This window comes from Pseudomonadota bacterium, from assembly GCA_016195085.1.
In the GTDB taxonomy this organism is placed as follows: Bacteria; Pseudomonadota; Alphaproteobacteria; order SHVZ01; family SHVZ01; genus JACQAG01.
This window is the reverse complement of the sequence record JACQAG010000059.1, coordinates 1-17,152: the sequence shown is the minus strand read 5'-3', so window position 1 is coordinate 17,152 and position 17,152 is coordinate 1. Positions and strand designations below refer to the sequence as shown.

The 17,152-nt window shown below is 66.8% G+C and carries 19 protein-coding genes; 9 read left to right on the top strand and 10 right to left on the bottom strand.

The annotated features are described in order from the left end of the window. Window positions 1-11: 11 nt before the first annotated feature. The 8 genes from HY058_17075 to coaBC all read right to left on the bottom strand — a co-directional run bounded on the left by HY058_17075 (window position 12) and on the right by coaBC (window position 5,797). The gene (locus HY058_17075) at window positions 12-272 is read right to left on the bottom strand and encodes a BrnA antitoxin family protein (GenBank protein ID MBI3499009.1); all 261 of its coding nucleotides are present in this window, start codon (window positions 270-272) and stop codon (window positions 12-14) included. Further along, a complete protein-coding gene (locus HY058_17070; GenBank protein MBI3499008.1) occupies window positions 256-558 on the bottom strand; it encodes a BrnT family toxin in 303 nt (100 codons plus the stop codon). The genes HY058_17075 and HY058_17070 overlap by 17 nt, the downstream gene beginning before the upstream one ends. A 94-nt stretch (window positions 559-652) precedes the next feature. Beyond that, a complete protein-coding gene (gene moeB, locus HY058_17065) occupies window positions 653-1,519 on the bottom strand; it encodes a molybdopterin-synthase adenylyltransferase MoeB (GenBank protein MBI3499007.1) in 867 nt (288 codons plus the stop codon). A 112-nt stretch (window positions 1,520-1,631) separates the two neighbouring features. Further along, a complete protein-coding gene (gene cysK / locus HY058_17060; protein ID MBI3499006.1) occupies window positions 1,632-2,612 on the bottom strand; it encodes a cysteine synthase A in 981 nt (326 codons plus the stop codon). A 126-nt stretch (window positions 2,613-2,738) separates the two neighbouring features. Further along, a complete protein-coding gene (locus tag HY058_17055) occupies window positions 2,739-3,614 on the bottom strand; it encodes a glycosyltransferase family 1 protein (GenBank protein MBI3499005.1) in 876 nt (291 codons plus the stop codon). Window positions 3,615-3,634: 20 nt separating this feature from the next. Then, window positions 3,635-4,090, bottom strand: coding sequence for an Rrf2 family transcriptional regulator (locus HY058_17050; GenBank protein ID MBI3499004.1), 456 nt, complete (start codon window positions 4,088-4,090; stop codon window positions 3,635-3,637). Between the two features lie 4 nt (window positions 4,091-4,094). After that, on the bottom strand, window positions 4,095-4,574 hold the full coding sequence (gene dut / locus HY058_17045; GenBank protein ID MBI3499003.1) for a dUTP diphosphatase: 480 nt from the start codon (window positions 4,572-4,574) through the stop codon (window positions 4,095-4,097). Further along, the gene (gene coaBC, locus HY058_17040; GenBank protein ID MBI3499002.1) at window positions 4,571-5,797 is read right to left on the bottom strand and encodes a bifunctional phosphopantothenoylcysteine decarboxylase/phosphopantothenate--cysteine ligase CoaBC; all 1,227 of its coding nucleotides are present in this window, start codon (window positions 5,795-5,797) and stop codon (window positions 4,571-4,573) included. The genes dut and coaBC overlap by 4 nt, the downstream gene beginning before the upstream one ends. Before the next feature lie 129 nt (window positions 5,798-5,926). On the opposite strand from coaBC, the gene HY058_17035 reads away from it, so the two are divergent. Further along, window positions 5,927-6,349, top strand: coding sequence for an HIT family protein (locus tag HY058_17035; protein MBI3499001.1), 423 nt, complete (start codon window positions 5,927-5,929; stop codon window positions 6,347-6,349). A 172-nt stretch (window positions 6,350-6,521) separates the two neighbouring features. Here the strand turns inward: HY058_17035 and ubiB are convergent, their stop codons facing one another. Together ubiB and HY058_17025 are read right to left on the bottom strand one after the other, a co-directional pair. Next, the gene (gene ubiB / locus HY058_17030; protein ID MBI3499000.1) at window positions 6,522-8,060 is read right to left on the bottom strand and encodes a 2-polyprenylphenol 6-hydroxylase; all 1,539 of its coding nucleotides are present in this window, start codon (window positions 8,058-8,060) and stop codon (window positions 6,522-6,524) included. Window positions 8,061-8,102: 42 nt separating this feature from the next. Then, a complete protein-coding gene (locus tag HY058_17025) occupies window positions 8,103-8,867 on the bottom strand; it encodes a class I SAM-dependent methyltransferase (protein MBI3498999.1) in 765 nt (254 codons plus the stop codon). A 270-nt stretch (window positions 8,868-9,137) separates the two neighbouring features. Here HY058_17025 and mutM point away from each other — a divergent pair, with 270 nt between their 5' ends. The 8 genes from mutM to HY058_16985 form a co-directional block, all read left to right on the top strand. Then, window positions 9,138-9,968: a bifunctional DNA-formamidopyrimidine glycosylase/DNA-(apurinic or apyrimidinic site) lyase gene (mutM, locus tag HY058_17020; GenBank protein MBI3498998.1), complete on the top strand. Its 831-nt coding sequence runs from the start codon at window positions 9,138-9,140 to the stop codon at window positions 9,966-9,968. A gap of 1 nt (window position 9,969) precedes the next feature. Next, window positions 9,970-10,347: a hypothetical protein gene (locus tag HY058_17015; protein ID MBI3498997.1), complete on the top strand. Its 378-nt coding sequence runs from the start codon at window positions 9,970-9,972 to the stop codon at window positions 10,345-10,347. 345 nt (window positions 10,348-10,692) lie between these two features. Further along, complete coding sequence (rpsT, locus tag HY058_17010) at window positions 10,693-10,956, top strand: 30S ribosomal protein S20 (GenBank protein MBI3498996.1); 264 nt, start codon at window positions 10,693-10,695, stop codon at window positions 10,954-10,956. Between the two features lie 487 nt (window positions 10,957-11,443). Beyond that, window positions 11,444-12,841: a chromosomal replication initiator protein DnaA gene (gene dnaA, locus HY058_17005; protein MBI3498995.1), complete on the top strand. Its 1,398-nt coding sequence runs from the start codon at window positions 11,444-11,446 to the stop codon at window positions 12,839-12,841. Window positions 12,842-12,977: 136 nt separating this feature from the next. After that, the gene (locus tag HY058_17000) at window positions 12,978-13,838 is read left to right on the top strand and encodes a class I SAM-dependent methyltransferase (protein ID MBI3498994.1); all 861 of its coding nucleotides are present in this window, start codon (window positions 12,978-12,980) and stop codon (window positions 13,836-13,838) included. A 270-nt stretch (window positions 13,839-14,108) separates the two neighbouring features. Beyond that, entirely contained in the window at window positions 14,109-15,227 is a 1,119-nt protein-coding gene (locus tag HY058_16995) for a DNA polymerase III subunit beta (GenBank protein MBI3498993.1), read from the top strand. Window positions 15,228-15,268: 41 nt separating this feature from the next. After that, the gene (gene recF / locus HY058_16990) at window positions 15,269-16,447 is read left to right on the top strand and encodes a DNA replication/repair protein RecF (protein MBI3498992.1); all 1,179 of its coding nucleotides are present in this window, start codon (window positions 15,269-15,271) and stop codon (window positions 16,445-16,447) included. Further along, a partial coding sequence (locus HY058_16985) for a DNA gyrase subunit B (protein MBI3498991.1) occupies window positions 16,444-17,152 on the top strand: 709 nt, incomplete at its 3' end. The genes recF and HY058_16985, both read left to right, overlap by 4 nt.

Here is a 17,152-nt window from a genome sequence, read left to right as displayed (position 1 = left end):
AGCATTTCCTCTCAGTCGACCTTTTCCGCAAGCCAGGTCTTGATGAGCGACTGATAGGGCACGTCGCGCTTGTTGGCTGCGATTTTGATCCGTTCCAAAAGCCCGACGGGCAGGCGCAAAGAAATGGAAATGGTCGAAGGCTTCAGGTTAGGAAAACGGACCCGCTCCGCCATGTTCCAATCGATCGCCCTGGAGGAGTCGTGGCTTTCCCAATAGGCGCGCTCTTCGCCTTCGCTGCGGAACCGCGGCGCTGCCCTAGTTCTTCTCTTCATAGCGCATCCTCTCCTTGCGGCTCATGTCTCGCGCCGAGACCACGCGAATGAGGGTGTCTTCGGATCTGAGCGTGAACACGATGTGCAATAACCGCTCGCCGTCGGTCCGACCCAGGGCGTGAAAGCGCGGCTCGGCAGCGCTGTGCACAGGGTCGGCGGCAACCACCAGCGGCTCGTTCAGGAATGCCTGTTCGGCTTCTGCCTGCGTAACACCATGCTTGTCCTCGCTCTTTCGAGCGTTGCCGGCATCCCATTCGAAACCGATGATGCGGTCGAAATCCATCATCCCGCGTATATTACCATAATATACGCTGGTTTTTGCCGTCGGCAAGCGGCCGACCGCGCCGCGTCCGGTTCGCGCTACGGATCGCCGTTACCCCTCAGGTGGTGCCGGACGGCGCCTTCTCTTTGTGCTCCGACAGATCGCGGATCGTGGCCTTGGGCCCGCAGAGCCGGCAATTGGGATCGGGCTTGAAGCGGATGGTGCGGAACTCGGCCGAGAGCGCGTCGTAGATCATCAGCCGGCCGGAGAGCGACTGTCCAAGGCCCAGGATCTCCTTCAAGATTTCGGTTGCCTGCACGGTGCCGATGACGCCGGCGACCGAGCCCAGGATGCCCGCCTCCTCGCAGCGCGGAATCAGATCGGGCGGCGGCGCCTCGGCGAAGAGGCAGCGGTAGCAAGGCCCGCCGGTCCACGGTTTGAAGGTCGATAGCTGCCCTTCGAAGCGCAGCAGCGAGCCCGAGACCAATATCTTGCGCGCCTGGAAGCAGGCATCGGTCAAGAGATAACGGGTGGCGAAGTTGTCGCTGCCATCGGCGACGATGTCGTAGCCCTCGATGATCTCCAGAACATTAGAGTGAACGAGCCGCGTATCGTGGATGACGATGCTTGTCTCGGGATTGACGGAGGCGAGCGTGCGCCGGGCGCTCTTGACCTTGGCTTCGCCGAGCGCTTGGGTCGAATGCACGATCTGGCGCTGCAGATTGGAGAGCGACACCTCGTCATCATCGGCGATGCCGATCGTGCCCACACCGGCGGCGGCGAGATAGAGCAACAGCGGCGAGCCTAATCCGCCGGCGCCGACGACCAGCACGCGCGCCTGCATCAGCCGCGCTTGGCCCTCTTCGCCGACTTCATCCAGGATGAGGTGGCGGGCATAGCGCTCGAATTGCGCGTCGGTCAGCTCTACGGGCACCTGACGAACCCCTCCGTTTTCGTCACCCCCGGGCTTGACCCGGGGGTCCATCTAACAAGAGCACGATGGATCGCCGGGCAACTATATCCCAGCGCGCGCAGGGTTGGCGTGGCGGCTGCGCGCGCGGGGGAAAAGACTGGCCCGGCAATGACGAACAAATCTCTCAGAGCCCGTCGAAGAGCGCGGTCGAGAGATAGCGCTCGGCGAAGTCGGGGATGATCACCACGATCCGTTTGCCTTTCATCTCCGGCCGCTTGCCGACCTCGACCGCCGCCGCCAGCGCCGCACCGGCGGAGATGCCGACGGGGATGCCTTCGAGCCGCGCCAGCGCCCGCGCGGCCTCGAAGGCGGTCTGGTTGGCGATGCGCACGATCTCGTCGATGTGCTTCTTCTCGAGAATGTCGGGCACGAAGCCGGCACCGATTCCCTGGATCTTGTGTGGGCCCGGCGGTCGTCCGCTGAGCACGGCTGAGTCTTCCGGCTCGACGGCGACGATGCGCAAGCCGGGCAGGCGCGGCTTCAAGACGTCGCCGACTCCGGTCAAGGTGCCGCCGGTGCCGACGCCGGTGACGAACACGTCGAGCTTGCCGCCGGTGTCCCGCCACAGCTCCTCGGCCGTGGTCCGCCGGTGTACCGCCGGGTTCGCCGGATTCTTGAACTGCTGCGGCATGAAAGAATTGGGGGTGCTCTTGACCAGCTCCTCGGCCCGCTGGATGGCACCCTTCATGCCGGCGGCGGCGGGTGTGAGCTCGAGCTCGGCCCCCAGCAGCTTCAGCATCCGGCGCCGCTCCACCGACATGCTTTCGGGCATGGTCAGGATGAGCCGGTAGCCCTTGGATGCGGCGACGAAGGCAAGGGCGATGCCGGTATTGCCCGAGGTCGGCTCGATCAAGGTCGTGCCCTTGCCGACCTTTCCCTCGCGCTCGGCCGCCTCGATCATGGCGAGCCCGATGCGGTCCTTGACCGAGGCTAGCGGATTGAAGAATTCCAGCTTGCCGAGGAGCTCGCCGGAGACGCCGTGATGCGCGGCAAAGCGCTGGAGCTTGACCAAGGGCGTGGCGCCGACGGTCTCCAGAATGCTGTCATAGATGCGGCCGCGAAATTCGGGCGCGGGCTCTTGCGGTTCGGCGCGGCGGGCAGTCATGATTTCACCTATTTGTTCTGTGATTTAGAATATTCGACAAGCTGGCGGTGAATATAGGGTGGTCGGCACCGCTCGGCCACTCATCCTGTCGATCAAATAATTCTGTCGATCGAATAGATTTGGCACTCAAATATTGGAGCCGAGGCGCTCGCCGGGCTGGCTCAGCACCCGGCGCAGCATATCGGCCTGCAGCATGGCACTGTATCGCTGGAATCCCCGCTCGGAAATGCGCTTGCGAGCGTCCGGATCGGCCAAATAGCGAAGACAGGTGTCGACCAGCTCCTCATGCGGCGCGAAGGCGACGCCACCGGCGAACGGCTCCTCCAACCCGGGGTCGGTCCCGTATTCGCAGACGACGAACCGTCGGTTCGCCAAGAGGTAGGAGACCCGAACGATCTCGAAGACGCGCCCTTCGTAGAAATGCATGTTGAGCACGATCTTCGAGCGGGCGATGAGCCGATCGCGGTCTTCGCCAAAGACGCCGAAGACGTGCCGGACGACCGCTCCCCGCTCCACGAGCCCGGCCAGGACCGAGCGCCGATGGGCGTTCATGCTGCCATAGTGAAGAACGTCGATGTCCTCGACGGCTTCGGGAATGCGCGTGAGACAGGAGGCGTAGCCGATCCCGCAAAGCCGGCAATTGTCGATGCCGAGCCGGCGCAGCTCATCGAGGTTGCGCTGGCTATAGTCCCAGACCTCGAACCGGCGCAGAAGCTCCACGTAGTGCGGCTCGAGCCAGGGCGAACCGGGAAAGATCTGCTCCAAATTGAAGATGACGGCATCGGCGGGCAGGCGGTCGAAATATCCGGGATCGATGAGCTGTCCGCCGAGCACGATGAGCCGACGGGCGGCCCATGCCGGCGGGTCGACGATCGCCGCGGAATGGCCGAGCGCTACCAGCCCGGCCTGGAGCGCTTCGGCCACCTCTTCGAAGCCGCGGCTATGCACGAAGCCCGGCGGCCGAACGATCCAGATGCCGAACTCAGGGTGAGCTTCAGTCATCATCCGCCGCGGCGGCCTGCTCAAATATTGAAGTCGAGGCAATCCCCGGATTGGCTCGGGATGCCGGCGCTCTGCGCCCGCTGGCAAAGATCGTCGAGGGTGACGGATTCGAGCCTGGTGGCGAGCTCGGAGCGAAGATCGGCCCAGAGCGGGCGCACGACTTGCTCGGCGAGGATCGAGCCGTTCGGCGCCATCTCCTCCTCGCTCGCTTCCTCGAAGGCGCCGCTGGCCCGGCAGAGATCGCCAAGGGTGATGCGCCGGCGCTCGCGGGCCAGCCGATAGCCGCCGCGGGGTCCGCGCACGCTGTCGAGCACGCCGGCCCGCACGAGATCCTGCAGGACGGGTTCGAGAAAGCGCGGCGGCACCCCTTGGCGCCTGGTGATCTCCTTGGCGCGCACGGGACGATCGGCGGCGTTGTAGGCGATGTCGAGAACCGCCTCGATGGTGCAGACGAGCTTTTTCGACGGGCGCAGCATGGGATCAGCTCGTGGCGGTGCGGCTCGTCGGCAGGGGGGCGCTGCCGGTCGAACCGTGACCCCCAGGCCCGCGCTCGGTCGCACCCAGCTCGGTGCGCTCCTGCCAGACCACCCGCGAGACCGGGGCCACCAGCAATTGGGCGATGCGCTGGCCGCGGGTGATGGTCACGCGCTTGGCGCCGTGATTGATCAGCAGAACCTGGATCTCGCCGCGATAATCGGAATCGACGGTGCCGGGCGCGTTCAGCACGGTCACGCCATGCTCCCAGGCGAGCCCGGAGCGCGGGCGCACCTGCGCCTCGAACCCCGGCGGCAGCGCGATCGCGATTCCGGTCGGCACCACCAGCCTTTCGCCCGGCTCGACGGCGAGCGGCCGATCGGTCGCGGCCATGAGGTCGAGGCCCGCACTTCCCGGCGTGGCATAGGCCGGCAGCGGCAGACCCGCGGCGTGGGCGAGGCGGAGCACGGGAACGGCGACACTCATTGCGCCGCCTCATGCTTGCTCACGGGCGAGAAATGCTGGGCGATGCGCTCGGCCAAGCGCCGCGCCACCTCGGCTTTGCCGAGGAGCGGCCACGCCTCGGCGCCGGATTCGGAGATGAGATGCACCCGGTTCCGATCGCCCCCAAATGTGCCCGTGCCGGGCGAGACGTCGTTGGCGACGATCCAATCGCAGCCCTTGCGCCGGCGCTTGTCGGTTGCGAGCCGCACCACATCGCCGGTCTCGGCGGCGAATCCGACCACCAGCGCCGGCCGGCGTTTGCCTGGCGTGGCAAGCGTGGCGAGGATGTCCGGATTCTCCACCAGCTCGAGCCGGGGCGGCGGCGCGCCGGCGGCCTTCTTGATCTTGGCGGTCGGCGGATCGGCGACCCGCCAATCGGCAACCGCCGCCGCACAGACCGCAATCTCGGCGGGCAGCGCCGCTTCGCAAGCCGCCAGCATCTCGCTGGCCGAGGTGATGCGCACCACGCTGACACCGGGCGGGTCCGGCTCCATCGACGGGCCGGTCACCAGCGTGGTCTCGGCGCCGAGGCGGCGGAGTGCGGCCGCGATCGCATGGCCCTGCTTGCCCGAGGAGTGATTGGCGATGTAGCGCACGGGATCGATCGCCTCATGAGTGGGCCCGCTGGTCACCAAGGCGCGGCGTCCCTTGAGCACCCCGGAAGCGGTAAAGAAGCTCTCGACCGCCGCCAGGATCTCCGCCGGCTCCGCCATCCGCCCGGGACCGGACTCGCCATCGGCCATCTCGCCGGAATTGGGTCCGACGGTGAGGATGCCGCGGCTCTTGAGGAGCGCCAGGTTCGCCGCCGTCGCCGCATTGCGCCACATCATCACATTCATGGCAGGCGCGATCAGTACGGGCTTGTCGGTCGCGAGCAAGGTGGCGGTCGCCAGATCATCGGCCATGCCCGCCGCCATCCGCGCCATGAGGTCGGCGCTCGCCGGCGCCACCACCACCAGCTCGGCTTGCCGCGAGAGCCGGATATGTCCCATCTCCGCCTCGTCGGTCAGCGAAAACAGCTCGCTGTAGACCTTCTCGCCGGTGAGCGAGCCGACGGAGAGCGCAGTCACGAACTCGGCCCCGCCCTTGGTCAGGATCGCGCTGATGGCGACACCCTGCTCTCGCAGGCGGCGGATCAGGTCGAGAGTCTTGTAGGCGGCGATGCTGCCGGCGATGACCAGCAGGATCCGCTTGCCTTTGAGCATGGCCGGCTCCGGCGGAAACTACATTGACAGCCTGTTAAAATAAGCCCCAGCCGGGCAAAGTGCAATTCCCGTTCGCCGGCAAAGGCGGCCGCTGCTACCGTCTCGGCATTCTTGGCTCCGCCGGAACCGATGACTGCGCTCTCCGAATTCGCCTTGAAATTCCGCACGGCCGAGCTCGCGGTCAAATCCTATCGCGACTGGGTGTGGTCGCTGAGGCCGGTGCATTGCACGCTGGGCGCCTCGGTCTTGTCGGTCAGGCGCGAAGCAATCCAGCTCTCCCAGCTGAGCCCGGAGGAGTTCGCCGGCCTGGCCGAAGTGGTGAAGGACGTGGAAACGCGTCTCAAGGACGCGTTCGCCTACGACAAGATCAACTATCTGATGCTGATGATGGTGGACCCGCTGGTGCATTTTCACGTGGTGCCGCGCTATGCGACGCCACGGCGGTTCGAGGGAATGGAATGGGTCGACAAGAACTGGGGCAAGTTTCCCGACATCAGCGGCCCGACGCTCATCTCCGAGCAGGCGCAGGCGCTGCTGCGAGTGCTGGGGTAGGGCGGATCCTTGCAGCGAATGCCCCCACCCCAACCCTCCCCCGCCTAGCGGCGAGGGAGGGCGTGATGATGCGCTCTGGCTCCCTCCCCCAGCATTGCTGGGGGAGGGTTGGGGTGGGGGCATCCGACGGGAACAGAGACCGATCTAGACGCTGTCTCCAAGGGGTGCTGCCTCAGCGCAGGAAGTAGATGCCGACGATAAGGGCGAGCGCCAGGATCGCCAGCCAGAGCGGCCATGACCCGCTTTGGCCGGCGCGCAAGGCGCCGGCGAGTGCCTGCATGGTGTCGGGGTGCAGCTTGACTCCGCCGGAGATCGCGCTGACGGCGCGTTCGGTGTCGCGGACGAGAGATGGCAGCCGCTCGATCGTCAGAGCAACGCTGCCCATGGCCTCGCCGATCCTGGCCTCGGGTCCGCGGTGCTCACGCACCCATGCCTCGATCAAGGGCTGCGCCAACTGCCACATATTGACTCGAGGATTGAGTGTGCGCCCCACGCCCTCGGACACGACCATGGTCTTCTGCAGCAAGAGGAGCTGCGGCTGCGTCTCCATCTCGAAGGTCTCGGTCACCTGGAAGAGCTGGGCCAGGAGTCGGCCGACGGAGATCTCGTTGAGCGGCTTGCCCAGCACCGGCTCGCCGATCGACCGGCAGGCTTGCATGAAGGCGTCGACGGATTTGTGCGCCGGCACGTAGCCCGCCTGGAAATGCACCTCGGCCACGCGTCGATAGTCGCGGGCAAGGAAGCCGATGAGCATGTCGGCCAGATAGCGCCGTGTCGCCACATCGAGCCGTCCCATGATGCCGAAATCCACCGGCGCCAAGCTGCCGTCCGCGGCGACGAACATGTTGCCGGGATGCATGTCGGCGTGAAAGAAGCCGTCGCGGAAGACCTGCCGGAAGAAGGCGGCGGCCGACTTCGCCAGTACCGCATCGATATCCTGGCCGGCGGCAATCAGCGCCGGCACGTCGTCGATGCGAATGCCTTCGACGCGCTCGAGGGTGAGCACCCGGCGCGCGGTTCGCTCCCAGTCCACCTTCGGCACGCGGAAATCCGGATCCCCGGCGAAGTTCTCGGCAAGCTCCGAGGCAGCCGCCGCTTCCAGCCTCAGATCCATCTCCACGCGCACGGTCTCGGTGAAGGTCTCGACCACCGCTTGCGGCCGGAGCCGGCGCAAGGCGGGGAGGCTCGCCTCGATGCGCTCGGCCACCCAGCGGAAGAGCTCGGTATCGCGGCGGAACGCCGCCTCGATGCCGGGGCGCAGCACCTTGACCGCGACCGGCTTGCCCGCGCAGGTCACCGCGAGATGCACCTGGGCGATCGAGGCGGCGGCGACCGCTGCCGCCTCGAAGCTCTGGAACAGCTCTCCGATCGGCTTGCCGAGCTCGCTCTCGACGGTCTTTCCGGCCTCGATGCCGGGAAACGGCGCCAATCGGTCCTGGAGGAGGCTCAAATCGGCGGCCATCTCCTCGCCGATGAGATCGGCCCGGGTGGCGAGCAACTGTCCGAGCTTGATGAAGCTCGGCCCCAAATCGGTGAGCGCCGCGGCCAATCGCTCGCCAGGACGTCCCGACGCCTCTCGCCGCATGAGCCCAGCCAGCGCCGTCAGCGCCGGGGCGACCGGCACCAGCTCGAGGACAAAAAGCGCGTCGTGGCGGGCGAGCGTGCGCGCGATCGATACCAGCCGGAGCGCGTGGCGAAGGGCGCGGAGCATTCAGGCGCTAACCACCGCCGAGGCTGGCGCCGGCGTGGCCGCTCACACCCGCCAGCCCGAATGCAAGGCGGCGATGCCGCCGGTCATCGCCTGCCAGCGCACCCCGGCGAAGCCCTGGCGTTGGATCATCTCGGCCAAGACCTCCGGTCGGGGGAAGCGGCGGATGCTCTCCGCCAGATAGCGATAGGAGCCGGCATCGCCGGCGACGAGCCCGCCCAAGAGGGGCAGCACGCGGAAGGAGTAGAGATCATAGACCTGGCTCAGGCCCGGCAGCACCGCCGGGCTGAATTCCAGCACCGCGAGACGACCGCCGGGCCGGAGCACCCGGTGGGCTTCGCCGAGCGCCGTCTCGGGCTCGGTCACGTTGCGCAAGCCGAAGGCGATCGAATAGGCATCGACCGAGCGGTCGGCCAGCGGCAAGGCCTCGGCATCGCCTGCCGCCCAGTCGATGCCGTCGAGGAGGCCGGCATCGACGGCCCGGGCCCGACCGTGGCTCAGCATCTCCGGGGTGAGATCGACCACCGTCACCCTGCCGCCGCCGGCCTGGCGGAAGCGCTGGGCCACGTCGCCGGTGCCGCCGGCCACGTCGAGGAGATGCATGCTCGGCGTGGGCTTGAGAAGGCGAATGAGGGCCGCCTTCCACAGCCGATGGATGCCGGCGCTCATCAAGTCGTTCATCAGATCGTAGCGCCCGGCGACGCTCTCGAAGACATCGCGCACGAGGCCGCGCTTGTCCGCCTTCGGCACCTCGCGATAGCCGAAGGAGGCGGTCGCTTCGTTGTCCGATCCGGGCTCGGGCTTCGCCATGGGCGGGGACCATAGCGCCAACGCAAGGGCCTAGGCTACACATGCAGGCCACAGGAGTTGCTTTGCAGGTGAGCTTGGAACTGCCGCGTGCCCCCACCCCAACCCTCCCCCGCCTTCGGCGAGGGAGGGAGTCGAAACGCATTTCTACTCCCTCCCCCATGCGTCCCGGGGAGGGTCGGGGAGGGGGTGGTCCCCGCCCCCTCCCAAATTCCACCCCCGGTGGGGGAGGGTTGGGGTGGGGGCATCCCGATCGCGACGGACACTCGCAACGTGCCTGAGCTTCCCGAAGTCGAAACCGTCTGCCGGGGACTGGCGGCCGTGCTGCTCGGCCATGTTCTGGTCAAGGTCGAGGTCCGCCGGCCCGATCTGCGCTGGCCCTTGCCGCCCGATCTCGCCCAAAGGCTGACCGGGCGCCGGGTGACCTCGCTGCGACGCCGCGCCAAATATATCCTCATGGGGTTCGACGATCAGAGCGTGCTCATCGCCCATCTCGGCATGTCGGGGCGCATGCTGGTGACATCGGGATTGCCCAACCGGCTGGACCCCCATGACCATGTGACCTTCGCCGACGACAGCGGCCATGTCGTCCGCTTCAACGACGCCAGGCGGTTCGGCATGCTGGATCTGACCGACGAAGCCAATCTCGGGCGCCACAAGCTTCTCGCCGGTCTCGGACCGGAGCCGCTCGATGCCAGCTTCGATGGGCCGAGCCTCGCCAAACGCCTTCAAGGCAAGGCGGCGCCGATCAAGGCCGCCCTCCTGGACCAGCGCGTCGTGGCCGGGCTCGGCAACATCTATGTCTCCGAGGCGCTCTTTCACGCCGGCATCTCGCCCTTGCGCAAGGCGGGAACCGTCTCGGGCGCACGCGCCCAGAAACTGACGGAGGCGATCAAGTCGGTGCTGGCCGAGGCGATCGAGGCCGGCGGCTCCAGCTTGCGCGACCACCGCCGGCCGGATGGCGAGCTCGGTTATTTCCAGCATCGCTTCGCGGTCTACGACCGCGAGGGCGAGCCCTGCCCCGACTGCAATTGCCGGGTCGGCGTCAGACGGATCGTGCAGTCCGGTCGCTCGACCTTCTATTGCGGCAAGCGGCAGCGCTGAGATGCGAGCGGGGCCGCTTCTGAGCTTGGCGTCCGCCTTGCTCTTGTCGAGTCTGCTGCTTTGGCCCGCTAGCGTGGCGGCGGAGCCGGGATTCGTCGAGGGTGTGGAAGACCTGCCATTGATGGACGGATTGGCCGCACTCCCGGACGCGGGCTTGAGCTTCGATGCGCCCGAGGGCCGCATCGTCGTCGCCTATGCAAAGGGCCAGGTCAGCCCTGAAACGGTCATCGCCTTCTACGCCTCGACCTTGCCCCAGCTCGGCTGGCAGCGCCTGAGCGAACGCAGCTTCCAGCGCGAGAAGGAGCGCTTGAGCTTGGAAATCACCCGGGACTCGCAGGGTCTCACCGTCCGGTTCACGCTCGCGCCGAAATCTCGCTAGTGTCCCGCCCCTGAAATTCGTCCGCGAACTTCAGGGACAAGCGGGCCACTAATCTATTGAATCCAGTGTGATTCAGATTCCGAAGTTCGCCGACGAACGTCGGAATCATCACACTAGTGTGCCGGTTCCGAAGTTCGTCGGCATCGCCGACGAACTTCGGAACGGTCGACACCAGCGCCGCCGCCTCGGAGTGTTCTGGAACAGCGTCCTGGTGGATGGAGCTGGCAGGCGATTGCAGCGAATCGGCAGAAGTGCGGCCGAGACCTCTCAAAAGCGCCCGATCGCCGCTTGACTGCGGCGGGGGCCGACGCCTATAACCGCCCTCCTCCCAGAGGCGAGACCACCATGGCGAACACCCCTTCGGCAAAAAAGCGCGTGCGCAAGATTGCGCGGCGCACCCAGATCAACCGGACCCGCATCAGCCGGGTGCGCAGCTATCTGAGAAAAGTCGAGGAGGCCGTCGCCAGCGGCGACAAGGCCGCCGCGGCTGCCGCGCTCAAAGAGGCGCAGCCCGTGCTCCATGGCGGCATCAACAAGGGCACGCTTCACCGCAACACCGTTGCGCGGAAGCTCTCCCGCCTCGCCCGTCACATCAACGCGCTCTCCTAAATCACTAAAGCGTAACGAAGCCGTCACCGACGCGCGGGGTCGCCGTTGCGGAGCCCGCGCGCGCGTTGAGTTTTTGGCGTTGCGGCGGAGCGAGCGAGCGGTGGAAAAAATTCATCAGTTCTCATTTCGATCACGTTGCCTCCCGCAGCCGACGCGGTTAAAGTTCCTTCCCGGGTTGTGGCGGGGAGGCAAAAAAAGAAGTAATGTTACAAAATAATAAATAATCGTTTGTAAAATGATGCAACTTCGTTGGAACTGTCCCGAGTAAAATATTTCGGTCGGGAAGAATCCAGTGAAGAAAGACCTGAACATGGGGACGGAGTTCTCGTAAGCTGCGCGCTCTGCGCGTGGAGGGGGCTGGTTATACTTCAAGCGTACTGCCGCAGCCGGGCTGCGGGGGATCTGGGAGACGCGGGGCCGAGGCCGCGTCTAGGCGATATCGCGGCGGTTGAACGGTCGCGATGGTTGAGGCGGGGCGGAGGCAGGAATGATCGAGGGGCAGGGCGGCGAGCCGGTGCAGGGGCAATGGGTGCGCGTGCGTGGACGGCTCCGCGCCGAGTTCGGCGAAGCGGCATTCCGCAGCTGGTTGAAGCCCCTTACGCTGCAAGGCCTGAAGGACGGAACCGTGGTCATTTCGGTGCCCACGCGCTTCATGCGCGATTGGGTGCTGAGCCACTACACCGACCGGCTCTTGGCCCTGTGGTCGACCGAGAACACCGAGGTGCGCGGCATCGAGGTGATCGTCGGCCGCCTGCCGGCGCGTGCCGCCGAACCGAAGCCGGTCATCGCTGCGGCGCCGGCTTACCCCCAGCGTCCCCAGGCGGGCGACGGCGTTGAGCCGCCGCCGGTCGAGCGCGCCGATCTGACCGCGGTCTTGGATCCGCGCTTCACCTTCGCGAATTTCGTCGTCGGCAAGCCGAACGAGCTCGCCTTCCACGCCGCCAAGCGGGTGAGCGAGTCGGACGCGGTGCCGTTCAACCCGCTCTTCCTCTATGGCGGCGTCGGTCTCGGCAAGACCCACCTCATGCATGCGATCGCCTGGGTCATCTCGGAGCGCCACAAGGCGCGCCGCGTGCTCTATCTCTCGGCCGAGAAGTTCATGTACCAGTTCATCCGCGCGCTCCGGTACAAGGACACGATGGCCTTCAAGGAGCAGTTCCGCTCCGTCGACGTGCTGATGATCGACGACGTGCAGTTCATCAGCGGCAAGGACTCAACCCAGGAAGAGTTCTTCCACACCTTCAACGCGCTCGCCGATCAGAACCGCCAGATCGTGATCTCCGCCGACAAATCGCCCTCCGATCTCGAGGGCTTGGAGGAGCGTCTGCGCTCGCGTCTCGGCTGGGGTCTGGTCGCCGACCTGCACCCCACGACCTACGAGCTCCGCCTCGGCATCCTGCAATCCAAGGCCGAGCAGCAGAACGTCCAGGTGCCGCCGAAGGTGCTGGAGTTCCTCGCCCACAAGATCACCTCCAATGTGCGCGAGCTGGAGGGCGCCCTCACCCGCATCCTCGCGCACGCGACCCTGGTCGGCAGGCCGATTACGCTCGAGGGGACGCAGGAGGTGCTGCACGATCTGCTGCGCGCCAATGACCGCCGGGTCACCATCGAAGAGATCCAGAAGCGGGTGGCCGAGCACTTCAACATCCGCGTCGCCGACATGCATTCGGCCCGCCGCGCCCGCGCCGTAGCCCGGCCGCGGCAGGTGGCGATGTATCTCGCCAAGCAGCTGACCCAGCGCTCGCTGCCGGAGATCGGCCGCAAGTTCGGCGGCCGCGACCACACCACGGTCATGCATGCGGTGAAGAAGGTCGAGGAGCTGCGCACCGCCGATTCCGGCTTCGCCGAGGACGTCGACCTCCTGAAGCGCATGCTGGAGAACTGAGCATCGCAACGGCGCCCGGCGGCGTCGTTCGAGAACCGCAGAGGCCGCCGAGGAGCGCAGAGGTCGCGGCGGAAACGAATCTCTTCTCCGCGTCCTTAGCGCTCCTCCGCGTTCTCTGCGGTAAATTCCGCTCATCATGGAGCCGCACGTGACCGAGCCGGAATGGCGCCAGACCAATCGCGCCAATTGGGACGAGCGGGTTCCCATCCATCTCGGGCCGCGGGGCTACGATCTTTCCCATTTGCGATCCGGGCGCGGCCGCTTGAATGCGATCGAGGCGGCCGAGCTCGGTCCCGTCGCCGGGCTCAGCGTTGCGCATCTGCAGTGCCATTTCGGCGCCGACAGCCTGACCTTGGCGCAACGCGGCGCCTATGTGGTCGGCCTCGATTTCTCCCCGCCGGCGATCGCCGCCGCGCGCCGTCTGGCCACCGAGCTCGGGCTCGAATCGCGCGCGCGCTTCGTCGAAGCCGACGTCTACGAAGCGATCGCGGCGATCGGCGAGCCCGGCTCCTTCGATCTCGTCTACGTGACCTGGGGCACCATCGGATGGCTGCCCGACGTCAGGCGCTGGGCGGAGATCGTGGCCCACCTGCTGAAGCCCGGCGGCCGCCTCTACTTCGCCGAAGGACATCCAACGGCGGCCGTCTTCGACGACGAGCGCGCGATGGCTGACGGCATGCCCGGCTATTTTCTGCCCTATTTCGGCGGTGAGCCGCTCGTCGACGACGATCCCACCGACTACGCCGATGCGAGCGCCCGGCTCACGAATGCGAGAAAATACGAGTGGCTGCACCCTTTGGGCGCAGTGACCACGGCCCTGACCGATGCCGGTCTCGGATTGCTGTGGCTGCATGAGCATGAGGGGGTTCCCTGGCGCATGTTCGGCTGCCTGGTCGAGGGCCCGGACGGGCTCTACCGATGGCCCGACAAGCCCTGGCTGCCGCTGGCCTACTCGCTCCTGGCCGAGCGCCCCCGATCCGACCCCAAGGCACCCTGACGGCCGCTTGATTTTGGCCCCTGGCGGACTGTTTCCAGCGAACGCGGCGGCATGCCCCGGAGACGGCCCCTTCCGGATCGTTGCGCCCCGCTTAAGTTGCGGAATAACCGTGGTTTTTTCGGGCCGCGAGGAGCCCCCGCGGGGCCGTGCTTTTTTCCTTCATCGCGGTGCAATGTGGTATAGTTCCACGCCTTGAACGGGCCGCCTTCGCCGGGAACGCTGAGGCGGCCCCGTCGTCTCAAGATTTGACCTCTGATTGCGGCGGCCGACATGCAGCTGATCATCGACCGCGCCCAGCTCCTGAAACCGCTTGCCCATGTGCAAAGCGTGGTCGAGCGGCGCACCACGATCCCGATCCTTTCCAACGTGCTGATCGATGCGCGGGACGGCAAGGTGAGCGTGACTGCGACCGATATGGACATCGATATCGTGGAAGCGGTCGACGCCGAAGTCGGCCGCGCCGGCTCCGTCACCTGTCCGGCGCACACCCTCCATGACATCGTGCGCAAGCTGGCCGAGGGCTCGCAGGTGGAGCTGTCGGCGACCGGCGAGTCCGGCCGCATGATCCTCAAGGCCGGCCGCTCGACCTTCACGCTGCCGACCTTGCCGACGGAAGAATTTCCCGCCCTCTCGGGCGACGGCCTGGCGCACAGCTTCGAGCTGCCGGCGGGCGAGCTCAGATCCTTGGTCGACCGCACCCGCTTCGCGATTTCGACCGAGGAGACCCGCTACTATCTGAACGGCATCTACCTGCATGCCACGCGCTCGAACGACGTCTCCGTCATGCGCGCGGTAGCGACCGACGGCCATCGCCTGGCCCGGGTCGAGATGCCGCTCCCCGAAGGCGCCAATGGCATGCCCGGCGTGATCGTGCCCCGCAAGGCGGTGGGCGAGCTCCGCAAGCTCGTCGACGAGACCAGCGATGCCGTCGGCATCTCCTTGTCGGAGACCAAGATCCGCTTCGCCTTCGACGGCATCGTGCTGACATCCAAGCTGATCGACGGCACCTTCCCCGATTATGAGCGGGTGATCCCGACCGGCAACGACAAGGTCCTGCAGGTGGACTGCAAGGACTTCGCCGAGGCGGTCGACCGCGTGGCGACGATCTCGACCGAGAAGAGCCGGGCGGTGAAGCTGCAGCTCTCCACCGGCTCGCTGACGCTCTCGGCCTCCAGCCCCGAGAACGGCACCGCGACCGAGGAGATCGAGGTGAAGTACAGCGCCTCGCCCATGGAGATCGGCTTCAACTCCCGCTATCTCCTCGACATCACCCAACAGATCGAAGGCGACGTGGCGCAGTTCACCATGGCCGATGCCGCCTCACCCACCGTGGTGCGCGACCTCGCCGACCAGAGCGCGCTTTACGTCCTCATGCCGATGCGGGTGTGAACGGAATTCTCACCACCTTCGCCCGGCGCGAGCCGGCGCCGATCCATCTCGCCGCCGAACGCGCGCTCGTGTCCGGTCTTGCGGTTCGTCGCCTGGCCTTGACCGATTTCCGCGGCTACGAAAGCGCGCGCCTGGCGGTGGGTGCAGCACCGGTGGTGCTGTCGGGGCCGAACGGTGCCGGCAAGACCAACCTCCTGGAGGCGATCTCGTTCCTGGCGCCGGGACGGGGCTTGCGCCGCGCGCGGCTGGGGGAGATCGACCGCATCGGCGCTCCCCTCGGCGTTGCCTGGGGCGTGGCGGCGACCTTGGAGACCGGCTCGGGTCCGGTCGAGGTCGGCACCGGCCGCGATCCGGCCGAGGGATCGGAGCGCCGGCTGGTGCGCATCGACGGCAAGCCCCAGCGCGGCCATGCGGCCTTGGCCGCGTTCGGCGCCATCGCCTGGCTCACCCCGCAAATGGACGGGCTCTTCCTCGGCCCGGCGAGCGGCAGGCGGCGCTTCCTCGATCGGCTGGTCTATGGCTTCGATGCCGAGCATGCGCGCCGGCTCTCCCACTACGAGCACGCGCTCAGCGAGCGTTCGCGGCTGCTGAAGCAAGGCCAGATCGACACCACCTGGCTCTCAGCACTCGAGGCCACGCTCGCCAGCCAGGGCGTTGCCGTCGCCGCCGCCAGGCTCGATCTGCTCAGGCGCTTGAACGAGGTCTCCGCCGAGAGCGAAGGAGCCTTCCCGCGCGCCCACCTCAGAGTGGCGGGCACGGTCGAGGCGGCCCTCGAGGCCACGCCGGCGCTCGAGGTCGAGGAGCGTTTGCGCTCCCGTTTCGCCGAGCTCAGGCGCCTCGACGCCGAGACCGGCGGCTCGGCCGAAGGACCGCAGCGCAGCGACCTCAAGGTCAGCTTCGGTAGCCGCAATCTGCCGGCCGAGCAGGCCTCGACCGGCGAGCAGAAGGCGCTCATCATCGCCATCACGCTCGCCAATGCCCGGCTCATCCGCGGCCATCGCGGCCAGCCGCCGCTCCTGCTCCTGGACGAGGTCGCCGCCCATCTCGACGACGGCCGCAGACAGGCGCTCTACGAGGAGATCCTGGCCTTGGGATCCCAGGCCTGGCTCACCGGCACCGATGAGGGCCTGTTCCGGCATCTCGCCGGGGCCGCGCAATTCATCCGCGTCGCCGATGCCCGATTGGCACCGCTATCTCATGGTGGCACGCAAGGACAATGACCGGCCAAGCGCGACAGAATCCCGTCGAAGCGGGCGAGGAATACACCTCCGAAGCGATCAAGGTGCTCCGCGGGCTCGATGCCGTGCGCAAGCGCCCGGGCATGTATATCGGCGACACCGATGACGGCTCCGGCCTGCATCACATGGTCTACGAGGTGGTGGACAACGCCATCGACGAGTCGCTGGCCGGCCATTGCGATCGCATCACCGTCACCTTGAACGCCGAGGGCTCGGTCACCGTCACCGACAATGGCCGCGGCATCCCGGTCGACATCCACAAGGAGGAGGGGGTGTCGGCGGCCGAGGTGATCATGACCCAGCTGCATGCCGGCGGTAAGTTCGACCAGAACAGCTACAAGGTCTCCGGCGGGCTGCATGGCGTCGGCGTGTCGGTGGTGAACGCCCTCTCCGAGACCCTCGAGCTCAGGATCTGGCGCGACGGCAACGAGCACTTCATGCGCTTCCACCATGGCGAGCCGGAGGCGCCGCTCGCCGTCAAGGGCCCGCAGGGCGGGCGGAAGGGCACCGAGGTCACCTTCCTCCCTTCCAAGCAGACCTTCACCAACACCAATTTCGATTTCGATACCCTCGAGCATCGCCTGCGCGAGCTGGCCTTCCTCAACTCCGGCGTGACCCTGGCCTTGACCGATGCGCGCGGCATCGAAGAGCGCGTCGTCGAGCTGCATTACGAGGGCGGTCTCGAGG

Bases quoted from the DNA above. Each gene is read 5' to 3' on its own strand.
- dnaA (MBI3498995.1), top strand. From the start codon at position 11,444: ATGATCGAGGGGCAGGGCGGCGAGCCGGTGCAGGGGCAATGGGTGCGC.
- ubiB (MBI3499000.1), bottom strand. From the start codon at position 8,060: ATGCTCCGCGCCCTTCGCCACGCGCTCCGGCTGGTATCGATCGCGCGC.
- HY058_17000 (MBI3498994.1), top strand. From the start codon at position 12,978: ATGGAGCCGCACGTGACCGAGCCGGAATGGCGCCAGACCAATCGCGCC.
- coaBC (MBI3499002.1), bottom strand. From the start codon at position 5,797: ATGCTCAAAGGCAAGCGGATCCTGCTGGTCATCGCCGGCAGCATCGCC.
- HY058_17050 (MBI3499004.1), bottom strand. From the start codon at position 4,090: ATGCTGCGCCCGTCGAAAAAGCTCGTCTGCACCATCGAGGCGGTTCTC.
- HY058_17070 (MBI3499008.1), bottom strand. From the start codon at position 558: ATGATGGATTTCGACCGCATCATCGGTTTCGAATGGGATGCCGGCAAC.
- HY058_17035 (MBI3499001.1), top strand. From the start codon at position 5,927: ATGACTGCGCTCTCCGAATTCGCCTTGAAATTCCGCACGGCCGAGCTC.
- HY058_17025 (MBI3498999.1), bottom strand. From the start codon at position 8,867: ATGGCGAAGCCCGAGCCCGGATCGGACAACGAAGCGACCGCCTCCTTC.
- cysK (MBI3499006.1), bottom strand. From the start codon at position 2,612: ATGACTGCCCGCCGCGCCGAACCGCAAGAGCCCGCGCCCGAATTTCGC.
- rpsT (MBI3498996.1), top strand. From the start codon at position 10,693: ATGGCGAACACCCCTTCGGCAAAAAAGCGCGTGCGCAAGATTGCGCGG.
- dut (MBI3499003.1), bottom strand. From the start codon at position 4,574: ATGAGTGTCGCCGTTCCCGTGCTCCGCCTCGCCCACGCCGCGGGTCTG.
- HY058_17075 (MBI3499009.1), bottom strand. From the start codon at position 272: ATGAAGAGAAGAACTAGGGCAGCGCCGCGGTTCCGCAGCGAAGGCGAA.
- HY058_17015 (MBI3498997.1), top strand. From the start codon at position 9,970: ATGCGAGCGGGGCCGCTTCTGAGCTTGGCGTCCGCCTTGCTCTTGTCG.
- HY058_16995 (MBI3498993.1), top strand. From the start codon at position 14,109: ATGCAGCTGATCATCGACCGCGCCCAGCTCCTGAAACCGCTTGCCCAT.
- moeB (MBI3499007.1), bottom strand. From the start codon at position 1,519: ATGGACCCCCGGGTCAAGCCCGGGGGTGACGAAAACGGAGGGGTTCGT.
- HY058_17055 (MBI3499005.1), bottom strand. From the start codon at position 3,614: ATGACTGAAGCTCACCCTGAGTTCGGCATCTGGATCGTTCGGCCGCCG.